Origin of the sequence: Streptomyces sp. MMBL 11-1 (genome assembly GCF_028622875.1) — a bacterium.
In the GTDB taxonomy this organism is placed as follows: Bacteria; Actinomycetota; Actinomycetes; order Streptomycetales; family Streptomycetaceae; genus Streptomyces.
The window spans coordinates 7,255,355-7,269,196 of sequence record NZ_CP117709.1 but is presented as its reverse complement, the minus strand read 5'-3'; the positions used below and the strand labels follow the sequence as shown (position 1 = coordinate 7,269,196).

At 72.8% G+C, this 13,842-nt stretch carries 12 protein-coding genes; 7 read left to right on the top strand and 5 right to left on the bottom strand.

Annotated elements, in window-relative coordinates; genetic code table 11:
* The first annotated feature begins 161 nt into the window (after positions 1-161).
* From galE to idi, 4 genes are all read left to right on the top strand, one after another.
* Positions 162-1,139, top strand: coding sequence for a UDP-glucose 4-epimerase GalE (gene galE / locus PSQ21_RS32050; protein WP_274034840.1), 978 nt, complete (start codon positions 162-164; stop codon positions 1,137-1,139).
* A gap of 180 nt (positions 1,140-1,319) precedes the next feature.
* Positions 1,320-2,261 (top strand): cation diffusion facilitator family transporter, encoded by a 942-nt coding sequence (locus PSQ21_RS32045; protein ID WP_274034838.1) that lies wholly within the window; start codon positions 1,320-1,322, stop codon positions 2,259-2,261.
* Positions 2,262-2,500: 239 nt separating this feature from the next.
* Positions 2,501-3,769: a bifunctional class I SAM-dependent methyltransferase/N-acetyltransferase gene (locus tag PSQ21_RS32040; RefSeq protein ID WP_274034836.1), complete on the top strand. Its 1,269-nt coding sequence runs from the start codon at positions 2,501-2,503 to the stop codon at positions 3,767-3,769.
* A 147-nt stretch (positions 3,770-3,916) separates the two neighbouring features.
* Positions 3,917-4,510, top strand: a complete 594-nt coding sequence (gene idi / locus PSQ21_RS32035) for an isopentenyl-diphosphate Delta-isomerase (RefSeq protein ID WP_274034835.1) — start codon at positions 3,917-3,919, stop codon at positions 4,508-4,510.
* Positions 4,511-4,537: 27 nt separating this feature from the next.
* Here idi and PSQ21_RS32030 read toward each other — a convergent pair whose 3' ends face one another.
* On the bottom strand, positions 4,538-4,993 hold the full coding sequence (locus tag PSQ21_RS32030; RefSeq protein WP_274034833.1) for an ATP-binding protein: 456 nt from the start codon (positions 4,991-4,993) through the stop codon (positions 4,538-4,540).
* Between the two features lie 146 nt (positions 4,994-5,139).
* Positions 5,140-5,781, bottom strand: coding sequence for an HdeD family acid-resistance protein (locus PSQ21_RS32025; protein WP_274034832.1), 642 nt, complete (start codon positions 5,779-5,781; stop codon positions 5,140-5,142).
* Between the two features lie 80 nt (positions 5,782-5,861).
* Here PSQ21_RS32025 and PSQ21_RS32020 point away from each other — a divergent pair, with 80 nt between their 5' ends.
* The gene (locus PSQ21_RS32020; protein WP_274034831.1) at positions 5,862-6,626 is read left to right on the top strand and encodes an enoyl-CoA hydratase/isomerase family protein; all 765 of its coding nucleotides are present in this window, start codon (positions 5,862-5,864) and stop codon (positions 6,624-6,626) included.
* Here PSQ21_RS32020 and PSQ21_RS32015 read toward each other — a convergent pair.
* Together PSQ21_RS32015 and PSQ21_RS32010 are read right to left on the bottom strand one after the other, a co-directional pair.
* Positions 6,616-7,251 (bottom strand): DJ-1/PfpI family protein, encoded by a 636-nt coding sequence (locus tag PSQ21_RS32015; RefSeq protein ID WP_274034830.1) that lies wholly within the window; start codon positions 7,249-7,251, stop codon positions 6,616-6,618. The two genes, PSQ21_RS32020 and PSQ21_RS32015, sit on opposite strands and share 11 nt — an antisense overlap.
* 122 nt (positions 7,252-7,373) lie before the next feature.
* Positions 7,374-8,336, bottom strand: a complete 963-nt coding sequence (locus PSQ21_RS32010; RefSeq protein ID WP_443334412.1) for a GlxA family transcriptional regulator — start codon at positions 8,334-8,336, stop codon at positions 7,374-7,376.
* A 239-nt stretch (positions 8,337-8,575) separates the two neighbouring features.
* Between PSQ21_RS32010 and PSQ21_RS32005 the strand changes: the two genes are divergently transcribed.
* Both PSQ21_RS32005 and PSQ21_RS32000 read left to right on the top strand, forming a co-directional pair.
* Positions 8,576-9,445: an SCO6745 family protein gene (locus tag PSQ21_RS32005; RefSeq protein WP_274034828.1), complete on the top strand. Its 870-nt coding sequence runs from the start codon at positions 8,576-8,578 to the stop codon at positions 9,443-9,445.
* Between the two features lie 201 nt (positions 9,446-9,646).
* On the top strand, positions 9,647-12,082 hold the full coding sequence (locus PSQ21_RS32000) for a Tex family protein (RefSeq protein ID WP_274034827.1): 2,436 nt from the start codon (positions 9,647-9,649) through the stop codon (positions 12,080-12,082).
* A 58-nt stretch (positions 12,083-12,140) separates the two neighbouring features.
* On the opposite strand, the gene PSQ21_RS31995 is transcribed toward PSQ21_RS32000, so the two are convergent.
* The gene (locus tag PSQ21_RS31995) at positions 12,141-13,778 is read right to left on the bottom strand and encodes an ABC-F family ATP-binding cassette domain-containing protein (protein WP_274034826.1); all 1,638 of its coding nucleotides are present in this window, start codon (positions 13,776-13,778) and stop codon (positions 12,141-12,143) included.
* Between the last annotated feature and the right edge of the window lie 64 nt (positions 13,779-13,842).

Here is a 13,842-nt window from a genome sequence, read left to right as displayed (position 1 = left end):
GTTCACCGCCCGTTCGCGTGCTGTACGGGTGGACCCGCACGCCTGGGCGGCGTTGGCGATCATCATCATCGATCCGGGGCCCGGCCCACAAACCGCCGCCCGACGCCGGTGGACGGACGAGCCCGGCATGGTCAGGACGGCGGGCCCTTAGGCTGACGGTCATGACATGGCTGATCACAGGCGGGGCGGGATACATCGGGGCACACATGGCGCGGGCCATGGTGGCGGCGGGCGAGCGGGTCGTGGTGCTGGACGACCGCTCCAGCGGGATCGTGGACCGGCTGCCGGACGCCGTCACGGTGGTGGAGGGCTCGGCCTCCGACCGCGCCCTGCTGGACCGGGTCCTGGCCGGTCACGCGGTGAGCGGGGTGGTGCATCTCGCGGCGAAGAAGCAGGTCGGCGAGTCGGTGGAGAAGCCGCTGCTGTACTACCGGGAGAACGTCGCCGGACTGGGCGTGCTGCTGGAGGCCGTGGTCGCCGCGGGTGTGCGGCGCTTCCTCTTCTCCTCCTCGGCGGCCGTCTACGGCGTACCGGACGTGGACCTCATCACGGAGGAGACGCCCTGCCTGCCCATCAACCCGTACGGCGAGACCAAGCTCACCGGCGAGTGGCTGGTGCGGGCGACCGGGAAGGCCCACGGGCTCTCGACCGCCTGCCTGCGGTACTTCAACGTGGCGGGCGCTGCCGCGCCGGAGCTCGCGGACACCGGGGTCTTCAACATCGTCCCGATGATGTTCGAGCGGCTGACGCGCGGCGAGGCCCCGCGGATCTTCGGTGACGACTACCCGACGCCGGACGGCACCTGCGTCCGTGACTACATCCACGTCGCCGATCTGGCGGAGGCCCATCTCGCCGTCGCGCGGCGGCTGGACGAGACGGGCGCCGGCGACCTGACGCTGAACGTCGGCCGGGGCGAGGGCGTCTCCGTACGGGAGCTGGCCGAGGTGATCGGCGAGGTGACGGGCCACAGCCTGAAGCCGGTGGTCGAGCCGCGCCGGGCCGGTGACGCGCCGAGGGCGGTGGCGTCGGCCGCGCGGATCACCGAGGAGCTGGGCTGGACCGCGCGGCGGAGCGTGCGCGAGATGGTGGAGTCGGCCTGGGAGGGCTGGTGCCTGCGCCACCCCGAGGCCCGTTCATGATCGGTCGCGGGCGGCCCCGGTGATCGTGCCGACACCCTGACCTGCGGAACGTTTCCGCAGGTCAGAGGAGATGACAACGGTGTTCAGTGCCGTGTTGCCTCATACCCCCCACCCGTAGTTCACTGGCGACGTCGGGCGGTTTCGCACCGGCGCCGTCGCACGGACCTGGAGGCGTTTCGCATGGGGGCTGGCCACGATCACGGGCATACACACGGCGGGCCACCCCCGACCGGCACGGCGGCCGCCGCGTACCGGGGCAGGCTCCGGGTGGCCCTGGGGATCACGCTGAGCGTGATGATCATGGAGATCGTGGGAGGGGTGCTCTCCGACTCACTGGCCCTGATCGCGGACGCCGCCCACATGGCCACCGACGCCCTGGGGCTCGGGATGGCGCTGCTCGCCATCCACTTCGCCAACCGCCCGGCCGGGCCGAACCGCACCTTCGGTTTCGCCCGCGCGGAGATCCTGGCGGCGCTCGCGAACTGTCTGCTGCTGCTCGGGGTCGGCGGCTATCTGGTCTTCGAGGCGGTCGAGCGGTTCATCACCCCGGCCGAGACGAAGGGCGGCCTGGCCATCATGTTCGCCGTCGTCGGTCTGGTGGCCAATGTCGTCTCCCTCTCCCTGCTGATGCGTGGGCAGAAGGAGAGCCTGAATGTGCGGGGCGCGTATCTGGAGGTGCTGGCCGACACCCTGGGCTCGCTCGCCGTGATCGTCTCGGCGGGCGTCATCATGGCGACCGGCTGGCAGGCCGCCGACCCGATCGCCTCCCTGGTGATCGGTCTGATGATCGTTCCGCGGACCGTGAAGCTGCTGCGGGAGACCCTGAACGTGCTGCTGGAGGCGGCGCCCAAGGGTGTGGACATGGCGGAGGTACGGGCCCACATCACGGAGCTGCCCGGGGTCCTGGACGTCCACGATCTGCACGCCTGGACGATCACCTCGGGGATGCCGGTGCTCTCCGCCCATGTGGTGGTGCGCCAGGAGATGCTGGACTCGATAGGCCACGAGAAGGTGCTGCACGAGCTGCAGGGCTGCCTCGGGGACCACTTCGACGTGGAGCACTGCACCTTCCAGCTGGAGCCGAGCGGTCACGCGGAGCACGAGGCGCGGCTCTGCCACTGAGGCGCCCTCCGGGTGCGGGCCGAGCTGGTGCTAGGGTGGCTTCGCTGAGACGTTCGAGTCTCGCGGTGGAGCGGACCCCGGTGACACCGGGACCCCTTTCGAGAGGAGCTGAGGTTGATGACGGTCGCGACGACGCCTTCCCGGCGCGGCAATCGGTCCTTCCTCATCTCCCGGGTTTCCGGCTAGGTCCAATTTCCTCTCGGATCGGGTCGGAGCCCTCACACTCAAGGGTTCCCACGTTGACCGACCACACTGACAACGCCTCGCGCACCGAGGCGTTCTTCACCCTGCACCACCGTCTTCCCCGGCAGAGCCCCGGCTCCGACGCGACCACGCGTCGGCTGCTGGCTCTCGCCGGTCCCCTGCCCGACCGTCCGCGCGTCCTCGACCTGGGCTGCGGGCCGGGCCGGGCCGCTCTGCTGCTCGCCGCCGAGGCGGGCGCCGAGGTGACCGCGGTCGACCTGCACCAGCCGTTCCTGGACGAGCTGGGCGAGGCGGCCGGGGCCCGCGGCCTCGGTGACCGGATCCGTACGGTCCGGGCCGACATGGGCGATCTCACCGGCCCCGCGTTCCCCGAAGGGTCCTTCGACCTGATCTGGGCCGAGGGTTCGGCGTACTGCGTCGGGTTCGACACCGCCGTCCGCGACTGGCAGCGGCTGCTGGCCCCGGGCGGCTCGATGATGATCTCCGAGTGCGTCTGGACCACGGACGCGCCGTCCGCCGGGGCGCGCGACTTCTGGGACCGCAACGGCCCCCTGCGCACCCTGTCGGAGACCACGGCGGCCGCCGTCGCCGGCGGCTGCACGGTCGACACCGTGCTGGTCCAGCCCGAGAGCGACTGGGACGCGTACTACGCGCCGCTCGCCGAACGGGTCGCCGGCGCCGACCCGGGCGCTCCCGGTATGGAGTGGGCTCTCGCCGCCACCCGTGAGGAGCTGGCGGTACGACGGGAGCACGGCGCGGAGTACGGCTACGCCGCGTACCTGCTGCGCCCGGCCGATCGCCGGTGGACCACCCGTCCGGAGACACCGGCGGACCGTGCGGCCGTGCACGCGGTCAACACGGCCGCGTTCCCGACCCGGGGCGAGGCCGACCTCGTGGACGCCCTGCGGGCCGACACCGGGGCCTGGCTGCCCGGACTCGGGCACATCGCCGAGGCCCCGGACGGTTCCCCCGCGGCGTACGCGTTGCTGACCCGCTGCCTGGTCGGCGACGCCCCGGCGCTCGCACTGGCCCCGGTGGCCACCTCTCCGGCGTACCAGCGGCAGGGTGCGGGGCAGGCCGTGGTGCGGGCGGCGCTCGATGCCGCCCGGGTGCGCGGCGAGGCGCTGGTGCTGGTGCTCGGTCATCCCGAGTACTACCCGCGCTTCGGTTTCGTGCCGGCATCGCGCTACGGGATCCGGCCAGGTTTCGAGGTGCCGGACGAGGCGATGATGGCCCTGGTGCTGGACGATTCCGTCCCTGTTCCGGCGGGCGTGATCCGTTATCCGGCGGCCTTCGGGGTCTGACGGCCCGTCCGTCCCGCCGTGCCCGGGGGCCGCGGCGGGGCGGACATGCCCCTACCCGAAGTGCGGACAAGCGGCTTTTGTACGGCAGACTTGACCGGACTCCAGGGGCCCGGCGCACGAGGCCGGGGACCAAAGCGAAGGATGGGTATGCCGATCACACCAGCCACCGCGACGCACAGCTCGTCGAACGGCACCGCAGAAGCGATCATGCTCGAACTGGTCGACGAGAACGGCACCACCATCGGCACCGCGGAGAAGCTGGCGGCCCACCAGGCCCCCGGGCAGCTGCACCGCGCGTTCTCCGTGTTCCTCTTCGACGAGCAGGGGCGGCTCCTGCTCCAGCGCCGGGCACTCGGCAAGTACCACTCCCCCGGCGTCTGGTCGAACACCTGCTGCGGGCACCCCTATCCGGGCGAGGCCCCGTTCGCCGCCGCCGCCCGGCGTACGTACGAGGAGCTGGGGCTCTCCCCCTCGCTGCTGGCCGAGGCCGGAACGGTCCGCTACAACCATCCGGACCCGGCCTCGGGGCTGGTGGAGCAGGAGTTCAACCACCTGTTCGTGGGGATGGCGCAGACGGCGCCGGAGCCGGACCCCGAGGAGGTCGAGGAGACGGCTTTCGTGACGGCGGCGGAGCTCGCCGAGCGGCACGCGCGGGCGCCGTTCTCGGCGTGGTTCATGACGGTGCTGGACGCGGCGCGGCCGGCGATCCGTGAGCTGACGGGTCCCTCGGCGGGCTGGTGAACCCTCGCTCGTATCCGTACGGGGCGGTCAGAGCTGCGTCTTCAACGGCAGCGCCGCCCAGATGATCTTCCCGCCGTTCGCGGTGTGCTCGACGTCGCAGGTGCCGCCCGCCTCCGCGGTGATCACCTTGACCAGCAGCAGGCCCCGGCCGCCGGTCTGCGCGCAGTCCGTCTCCAGCGCGGTGGGCCGGTAGGGGTGGTTGTCCTCGACCGAGACTCTGACCCGGTCGGCGGCGATGGCCACCTCGACGGCCAGCTCGGGCGAGAGGAGCGCCGCGTGCTTGACGGCGTTGGTGACCAGCTCCGAGACGATCAGCAGGAGCCCCTGGAGGATGTCGTCCTCGATCGGCACGCCCTGCCGGTCGAGGAGGTCGCGTACGGCGTGCCGGGCGCCCGGCACGGACGCGTCCACGGCGGAGGCGGTGAAGCGCCACACCCCCTCGTAGGAAGCGGGGTCGGCAGGGGCACTCCCGAGGCTCTCCATCGTCCGGCACCAGCTCTCACTCGCACTGCACTGACCGTCGAGTAAAGAGTCTTGGGAATGGCCCGGTCCCGGCCGTGCCACTGATCGGAAGTAGCCAGGTATCGGCGCTATTTGACCAAACACGCGTGTCCCTGGCCGCGCGGGGACTACTTCTGCTCGTCTCCTGGTGACGTGTTCGGCTCGTCCGGGGCCGGGGCCGGGGCAGTGGGCGCGGCAGGTTCGTCGAGCCTCTCCGTGACCATGCTGACGATGCGCCGGCCGCCGACACCGATGGCGATCAGGCCGAGCCCGTCGAACAGCAGGGCCAGCGAGAAGAAGCAGCCGAGAACGTAGAGGCTGCTGTGGGGCCAGTCGAACAGCACCAGCAGGCCCAGCAGCAGGCCGAAGGCTCCCTGCAACAGCGTCCAGCCCATCTGCGGACCTCGCACGACGACGCTGCCGACCAGCCGGAAGACCCCGCCGGTCAGGAAGAGCAGGGCGGCGAACATGGTCAGCGCCTCGGCCGAGCCCTCGGGGTGCTTGATGACGACGACGCCCGCGGCGAGGTTGAGGGCGGCGACCACCACGCCCAGCCAGAAGTAGTTCGTGCCGCGTGACTCGATCGCGTGCAGCAGTCCGACCAGACCGCCCACGAGCAGCAGCCAGCCGAAGAGCAGCATCGAGGTGAGCGTGGCGACACCGGTGTGGACGAGGCCGATGACGCCCGCGATCACCAGCAGGGTCCCGAGCAGCGCGAGCCAGCCGAAACTGCGGCTGAGCTTCCGGCCCTCGGCGGTGGGTGCGTTCATCGACGACTCCTTACGGTGCGTGCCCGCCCCGCGACCCCTTCTTGATCATAGGTTCGAACCCTCCGGATAGCATCCGGCGCATGGACCGTACGGAACCCCGCCTGATCACGTCCGTCGAGCGCGGCGTCGCCACCGTCGTGATCGCGAACCCCGCCAAGCGCAACGCGATGACCACCGCGATGTGGCGGAGTCTGCCGGAGCTGCTGGAGCGGCTCGCGGCCGATCCGGCGGTCCGGGCGCTGGTGCTGACCGGGGCCGGGGACACCTTCTGCGCGGGGGCCGACATCTCCACGCTGCGGGAGGGCGCGGACACCGCCCAGGGCCTGGCGGTGGCGGCCGAGGAAGCGCTCGCCGCGTTCCCCCTGCCGACGCTGGCCGCGGTGCGCGGCTACTGCGTGGGCGGCGGCGGCCAGCTCGCCGCCGCCTGCGATCTGCGGTTCGCCGAGGAGGGGGCCTCCTTCGGGGTCACCCCGGCCAAGCTCGGCATCGTCTATCCCGCCTCCTCGACCCGGCGGCTGGTCGCGCTCGTCGGCCCGGCCACGGCCAAGCACCTGCTGTTCTCCGGCGAGCTGATCGGCACGGAACGGGCGCTGCGCACCGGCCTCATAGACGAGGTGCTGCCCGTGGGCGGCCTGGACGGGCGGGTCGAGGAGTACGCGGGGGTCCTGGCGTCCCGGTCCCGGCTCACCCAGGCCGCCGCGAAGGAGTTCGCCGCGGGCCGGACGGACCGGGACGCCCATTGGGCCGGTGAGGCGCGCGGCAGCGGTGACGCGGCGGAGGGCGTCGCCGCCTTCCTGGAGCGGCGCGCGCCCCGGTTCACCTGGACCGCGGGAGCTACCGGGTGATGTGGCGGCTCTTGGCCCGCCATTCCTCGACCAGCGCCGCGGGGGCCTTCTCGGGCGACCCGGAGTCGTAGGGCGGCTGTGGGTCGTACTCCGTGAGCAGCTGCACCGAGCGCGCCACGTCGTCGCCCGCGATCCGGCCGAGCAGGGTCAGCCCCATGTCGATGCCGGAGGAGACCCCGGCGGCGGTGACGTACTTGCCGTCGAGGACGACGCGCTCCCCGGTGGGCTCGGCGCCGAACCCCCTCAGCGCCTCCAGCGCCAGCCAGTGCGAGGTGGCCCGCCTGTCCGTCAGCAGCCCGGCGGCGGCCAGCAGCAGCGAGCCGGTGCAGACGGACGTCGTCCAGGTGCTGGTGGCGTCGACCGAGCGCAGCCAGCCGAGGAGGGCCTCGTTCTCCATCTGGTCGCTCTGGCCGGGACCGCCCGGGACGATCACCAGGTCCGGGGCGGGCACCTCGGCGAGCGTCTTCTCCGCGATGAGCGCGAGGCTGCCGCTGTCGTTGCGGACGGGGCCGGTCCGTTCGGCGACGAAGACGGGCTCGGCGCCGGGGGCCCGGCTGAGGATCTCGTAGGGGCCCACCGCGTCCAGGGCGGTGAATCGGTCGAAGAGCAGGATGGCGATCTGCACGGGAGCTGCCTCTCGGTTCGGTCGGTGGCGGATTCGGAGAAGGTGGTGGATGCGGAGAACGTGGAGGTGGAGGGGGGCGGTGGAAGGGGCGGTGGAAGGGGCGGTGGCGGTGCTGTCGGCGGTCAGGTGCTGGACGCGGGGGTGCGGAAGCGGCGCCGGTATTCGGCGGGCGCCGTCGCGAGGGTCTTCACGAAGGCGCGGCGCATGGCTTCCGGGGTGCCGTAGCCACTGGCGCGGGCGATCCGCTCGACGCCGTCGGCGGTGTCCTCCAGAAGCCGACGGGCGTGCTCCAGACGGACGCGCTCGACGTACCGCCCCGGGGTCGTTCCGGTCTCCGCCCGGAACGCGCGGGCGAAGTGCCGGGGCGAGAGCCGGGCGCGGGCCGCGAGCGCGTCGACCCCTAGGTCGGCGTCCGGGTGCTGGGTGATCCAGTGCTGGACCTCGCGCAGCGGTTCGCGCCGGGCGGTCTGGGCGCTGAGCTGGGCGCTGAACTGGGCCTGGTTTCCGGGACGGCGCAGGAACACCACGAGGTGCCGGGCGATGTCCAGGGCGAGGTGGCGCCCGTGGTCCTCCTCGACGAGCGCGAGGGCGAGGTCGATGCCCGCGGTGACGCCCGCCGAGGTGGCCAGCCGCCCGTCCCGTACGAAGATCGGTTCGGGGTCGACCCGGACGGCCGGGTAGTCGCGGGCCAACTGCTCGCAGTAGTTCCAGTGGGTGGTGACCCGGTGTCCGTCCAGCAGGCCCGCTTCGGCCAGCAGCAGCGCACCGGTGCACACGGAGACGAGCCGCTCCGCCCGCGGCGCGTGCTCGCGCAGCCAGCCGGTCAGCTCCGGGTGTGAGCCGCGGGTGCCCTGTCCGCCGGGCACCAGCAGGGTGTGCGGTACGGGTGCGTCGGCCAGGCAGCCGTCGGGCATCAGGGTCAGGCCGCTGGAGGACCGGACGGGGCCGCCGTCGAGCGAGGCGGTGCGCAGGTCGTAGGAGACGCCCGGAGCCCGGGAGGCCCCGGCGAAGACCTCCATCGGGCCGGTGGCGTCGAGACTCTGGATGCCGTCGAAGAGCACGACGAGCACGGTTCGCTGCTTCACGTCCGCCATCCTGGGCGGCGGGCGACGGTGGCCGCAATGACGAGTACCCCACCTTTCCTGCCACCGGCCCGCCCGCCTGTCCTGCTGTCGCCCCTCCATCGGCCGCCGTCGGCCTGTGAGGCCCCCCTGCCGGACCTGCCGGACCTGCCGGACCTGCCGGACCTGCCGGACCTGTATGGCGGACCGCCCCGCTCCCCGGGGGGTTCCGCTCCGTACCAACCAGTCGGTAACGTGCTGGTATGAGTTCTCTCCCGGCCCGCGCGGAGCGCCGCTGCCACAACGCCGTCAACCCACTGCACTCCTGCCTCTTCTTCTCTCCCGACCTGGGCGCGGAGATGGCGGGGATAGGCATCGAGGACCCCGCCGCCGTCTACTTCGCGACCCGGGCCGCCGCGCTCGGCGCGGTGGGAGCGGGGACCGTCGCCGCCACCTTCTACAACTTCAACCCCGTGCTGGTGGCCCGCCATGTGCCCGCCGTCTGGAGGACCGCCGCACCCGACGTCGTCCTCGACGCCCGGATGCGGGCGGCGGACTCGACGCTGCGGCGGTTGCTCGGCGAGGAGGTCATCGCCTCCGACGAGATGGCGGAGGCGGCCCGGCTCGCGCTGCGCGCCACCGAGGCGTGCACCCCGCACGCCCGCCCGCTGTACGCCGCGCACGCGGATCTGCCGGTGCCCGAGGAGCCGCATCTGGCGTTCTGGCACGCCGCGACCCTGCTGCGCGAGCACCGGGGCGACGCGCATCTCGCCGTCCTGCTCGCGGCCGGCCTGGACCCGCTGGAGTCGCTCGTGAGCCACACGGCCACCGGCAAGGGCATGGCGATCGGCTGGATCCTCTCCACCCGGGGCTGGCGCCGCTCCGACTGGGAGGCGGCGTCCGCCCGGCTGCGGGAGCGCGGGCTGCTGGCCGACGGCGAGGAGTTGGCGCTGACCGAGGCGGGCACGGCGCTGCGCGCGGAGGTCGAGGAGGCGACGGACCGCATGGACACCGCCCCGTACGAGCACCTGGGCGCCAAGGGCGTGGAGCGCCTCACCGATCTCGCGCGCGGCTTCCTCCTCACGGCCGCCGCCGCGGGCGCCTTCCCGGCCTCGGCGACCGGCCGGGGCTGACCCGGAACGCTCCCCGGCCCCGCCCGGGGCCCCACCCCGGCGCCGGGGCCCCGGGCGTGTTGCCCGAGGTCACGCGACACGGCCCCCGGCCACCCGGCACAATGCAGGCCAGGGGGGATGCCCCCCGGCAAGCAAGAACGTGCTCATCGCGACACGAGCACGGCCAGCACAGCCAGTACGAGAAGGCGAGTCGGGAAAACCGTGACGACGTCCATCGAAGGCAGGATCGCCGAGGAGCTCGGCGTACGTGAACGACAGGTCAGGGCAGCCGTCGAGCTGCTCGACGGCGGATCGACCGTGCCGTTCATCGCGCGCTACCGCAAGGAGGCGACCGAATCCCTCGACGATGCGCAGCTGCGCACGCTGGAGGAACGGCTGCGCTATCTGCGGGAGCTGGAGGAGCGGCGTACGTCGATCCTCGACTCCGTACGCGAACAGGGCAAGCTCGACGCGGCGCTGGAGGCGAGCATCCGGGCCGCCGAGACCAAGGCGCGCCTGGAGGACATCTACCTGCCGTTCAAGCCGAAGCGGCGGACGAAGGCGCAGATCGCCCGGGAGGCGGGGCTCGAACCGCTGGCGGACGGCCTGCTCGGCGACCCGTCGGTCGATCCGCTCGCGGCGGCCGCCGCGTTCGTGGACGGCGACAAGGGCGTCGCGGACGCGGCCGCCGCCCTGGACGGGGCCCGGTCGATCCTCACCGAGCGGTTCTCCGAGGACGCCGACCTGACCGGCGAGCTGCGCGAACGCATGTGGACGCGCGGCCGGCTGGCGGCGAAGGTGCGCGAGGGCCAGGAGGAGGCCGGCGCGAAGTTCGCCGACTACTTCGACTTCGCGGAGCCGTTCACCGCGCTGCCCTCGCACCGGGTGCTCGCGATGCTGCGCGGCGAGAAGGAGAACGTGCTCGACCTGGTCCTGGAACCGGAGGAGCCGGAGGCCGCCGACCGGCCGGGCCCGTCCACGTACGAGAACATGATCGCCCGCCGCTTCGGGATCGCCGACCGGGGCCGCCCGGGCGACAAGTGGCTCGGGGACACCGTGCGTTGGGCGTGGCGGACCCGGATCCAGGTGCACCTCGGCATCGATCTGCGGCTGCGGCTGCGCACGGCGGCGGAGGACGAGGCCGTGCGGGTCTTCGCCTCGAACCTGCGCGATCTGCTGCTCGCCGCCCCTGCCGGGACCCGGGCCACGCTGGGCCTGGACCCCGGCTTCCGTACGGGGGTGAAGGTCGCGGTCGTCGACGCCACCGGCAAGGTGGTGGCCACCGATGTGATCCATCCGCACGTGCCCGCGAACAAGTGGGACCAGGCGCTCGCGAAGCTCGCGCACCTCGCGAAGGAGCACGCGGTCGACCTGATCGCGATCGGCAACGGTACGGCGTCCCGCGAGACGGACAAGCTCGCCGGTGAACTGATCGACAAGCACCCTGAGTTGAAGCTCACCAAGGTGATGGTCTCGGAGGCGGGCGCCTCGGTGTACTCCGCCTCCGCGTTCGCCTCGCAGGAACTGCCCGACATGGACGTGTCCTTGCGCGGCGCCGTCTCCATCGCCCGGCGCCTCCAGGACCCGCTGGCGGAGCTGGTGAAGATCGACCCGAAGTCGATCGGCGTCGGCCAGTACCAGCACGACCTGTCCGAGGTGAAGCTGTCCCGTTCGCTGGACGCGGTCGTCGAGGACTGTGTGAACGGGGTCGGAGTGGACGTCAACACCGCGTCCGCGCCGCTGCTTTCCCGTGTGTCCGGCATCAGCTCGGGGCTCGCCGAGAACATCGTCGCGCACCGCGACTCCCACGGCCCCTTCCGGTCCCGCAAGGCCCTCAAGGACGTGGCGCGGCTCGGCCCGAAGGCGTACGAGCAGTGCGCGGGCTTCCTGCGGATCCGGGACGGCGACGACCCGCTCGACGGTTCCAGCGTGCACCCCGAGGCCTACCCGGTGGTGCGGCGGATGGGGAAGAGCGCGGGCAGCGAGGTGGCGTCGCTGATCGGCAACGCGGAGGCGCTGCGCGCCCTGCGGGCCGCGGACTTCGTGGACGACATGTTCGGGCTGCCGACCGTGACGGACATCCTCAAGGAGCTGGAGAAGCCGGGGCGCGACCCGCGCCCGGCGTTCCGGACGGCGACCTTCAAGGAGGGCGTCGAGAAGCTGGGCGACCTGGAGCCCGGCATGGTGCTGGAGGGCGTCGTCACCAATGTGGCCGCGTTCGGCGCGTTCGTCGACGTCGGCGTCCACCAGGACGGTCTGGTGCACGTCTCGGCGCTGTCGAGGACGTTCGTGAAGGACCCGCGCGACGTCGTGAAGCCCGGGGACATCGTGAAGGTCAAGGTCATGGACGTCGACGCGCCGCGCAAGCGGATCTCGCTGACGCTGCGCCTTGACGACGAGCCCGGCGCGGGCGGCTCCGGTGGCGGGCAGCAGGGCCGGGGCGAGCGGGGCGGCCGTCCCCCGAAGCAGCGCCAGGGCCAGGGACAGCCGTCCGGTGGCGGCCAGGGCCGGCAGGGCGGCGGCCGGGACCGGCGCGCCGGTGGCGGTGGCGCGTCCCGGCAGGGCCAGGGGGCCCCGGCTCCGGCCAACAGCGCGATGGCGGACGCGCTGCGGCGGGCCGGGCTGACCGACCCGAAGCGGGGCGGCCGGGGGCGCTGAACGGAGCGGGGTGGGGGCGGGTCGCGTGTGCGGCCCGCCCCCACCCCCGTAACCGTGCTCAGACTTCCTTGACCTGGCCGTCCGCCACCTCGATGCGCCGGGTCGTGCGGACCGCCTCCAGCATCCGCCGGTCGTGGGTGACCAGCAGCAGGGTGCCCGTGTACGTCTCCAGGGCCGCCTCCAGCTGCTCGATGGCGGGCAGATCCAGGTGGTTCGTCGGCTCGTCGAGCACCAGGAGGTTGACGCCCCGGCCCTGGAGCAGGGCGAGGGCGGCGCGGGTGCGCTCCCCCGGGGACAGGCTGGTCGCGGGCCGCGTCACATGGTCGGCGCGGAGGCCGAACTTGGCGAGCAGGGTACGGACTTCGGCCGGTTCCGTGTCGGGCACGGCCGCGCAGAACGCGTCCAGCAGCGACTGCGCGCCGAGGAACAGCTTGCGGGCCTGGTCCACTTCGCCGACGACGACGCCCGAACCGAGGCTGGCGTTCCCGGAGTCCAGTGGCAGCCGCTCCAACAGGGCGGCCAGCAGCGTGGACTTGCCGGCGCCGTTGGCCCCGGTGATGGCGACGCGGTCCGCCCAGTCGATCTGGAGCGAGACGGGTCCGAAGGAGAAGTCGCCGCGCGCCACGCGGGCCTCGCGCAGGGTCGCGACGACGGATCCGGAGCGCGGGGCGGAGGCGATCTCCATCCGCAGCTCCCACTCCTTGCGCGGTTCCTCGACGGCGTCGAGGCGTTCGATCATGCGCTGGGTCTGGCGGGCCTTCGCGGCCTGCTTCTCGCTGGCCTCGCTGCGGGCGTTGCGGCCGAGCTTGTCGCCGTCGGTGGCCTTGCGGCGGGCGTTCTTGACGCCCTTGTCCATCCAGGAGCGCTGCATGTGGCCGCGCGCTTCGAGGGAGGCCTTCTTGTCGGCGTACTCCTCATAGTCCTCGCGGGCGTGGCGCCGGGCGGTCTCCCGCTCCTCCAGGTAGGCCGCGTAGCCACCGCCGTACAGGTTGATCTGCTGCTGGGCGAGGTCCAGCTCCAGCACCTTGGTGACCGTGCGCATCAGGAACTCGCGGTCGTGGCTGATGACGACGGTGCCCGCGCGCAGGCCGGACACGAAGCGCTCCAGGCGCTCCAGGCCGTCCAGGTCGAGGTCGTTGGTGGGCTCGTCGAGCAGGAAGACGTCGTAGCGGGAGAGGAGCAGCGAGGCGAGTCCCGCGCGGGCCGCCTGTCCGCCGGAGAGCGCGGTCATGGGCCGGTCGAGGCCCACGGTCAGGCCCAGCTCGGCGGCGACCTGCCCGGCCCGCTCCTCCAGGTCCGCGCCGCCGAGGGCGAGCCAGCGTTCCAGGGACTCGGAGTACGCGTCGTCCGCGCCCGGGGCGCCCGCGACGAGGGCCTCGGTCGCCTCGTCCATCGTGCGCTGGGCGTCGGCGACGCCGGTGCGGCGGGCCAGGAACGCGGACACCGTCTCGCCGTCGCGGCGCTCGGGTTCCTGCGGGAGGTGGCCGACGGTGGCGGTGGGCGGGGAGAGCCGCAGCTCGCCCTCCTCCGGGCGGTCGAGTCCGGCGAGCAGCCGGAGCAGGGAGGATTTGCCGGCGCCGTTGACTCCGACGAGACCGATCACGTCACCGGGGGCGACGACGAGGTCGAGCCCGGCGAAGAGCGTGCGGTCGCCGTGTCCGGCGGCGAGGTCCTTGGCGACGAGAGTGGCAGTCATCAGGGTGCCGATCCTAATCGCCGGCGCTCCGTGCCCAGCGCCCTGTACCCCTGGCCTCCGGTTT

Coding starts and splice junctions, on each gene's coding strand:
- galE (WP_274034840.1), top strand. CDS start 162: ATGACATGGCTGATCACAGGCGGGGCGGGATACATCGGGGCACACATG.
- PSQ21_RS32045 (WP_274034838.1), top strand. CDS start 1,320: ATGGGGGCTGGCCACGATCACGGGCATACACACGGCGGGCCACCCCCG.
- idi (WP_274034835.1), top strand. CDS start 3,917: ATGCCGATCACACCAGCCACCGCGACGCACAGCTCGTCGAACGGCACC.
- PSQ21_RS32030 (WP_274034833.1), bottom strand. CDS start 4,993: ATGGAGAGCCTCGGGAGTGCCCCTGCCGACCCCGCTTCCTACGAGGGG.
- PSQ21_RS32025 (WP_274034832.1), bottom strand. CDS start 5,781: ATGAACGCACCCACCGCCGAGGGCCGGAAGCTCAGCCGCAGTTTCGGC.
- PSQ21_RS32020 (WP_274034831.1), top strand. CDS start 5,862: ATGGACCGTACGGAACCCCGCCTGATCACGTCCGTCGAGCGCGGCGTC.
- PSQ21_RS32005 (WP_274034828.1), top strand. CDS start 8,576: ATGAGTTCTCTCCCGGCCCGCGCGGAGCGCCGCTGCCACAACGCCGTC.
- PSQ21_RS31995 (WP_274034826.1), bottom strand. CDS start 13,778: ATGACTGCCACTCTCGTCGCCAAGGACCTCGCCGCCGGACACGGCGAC.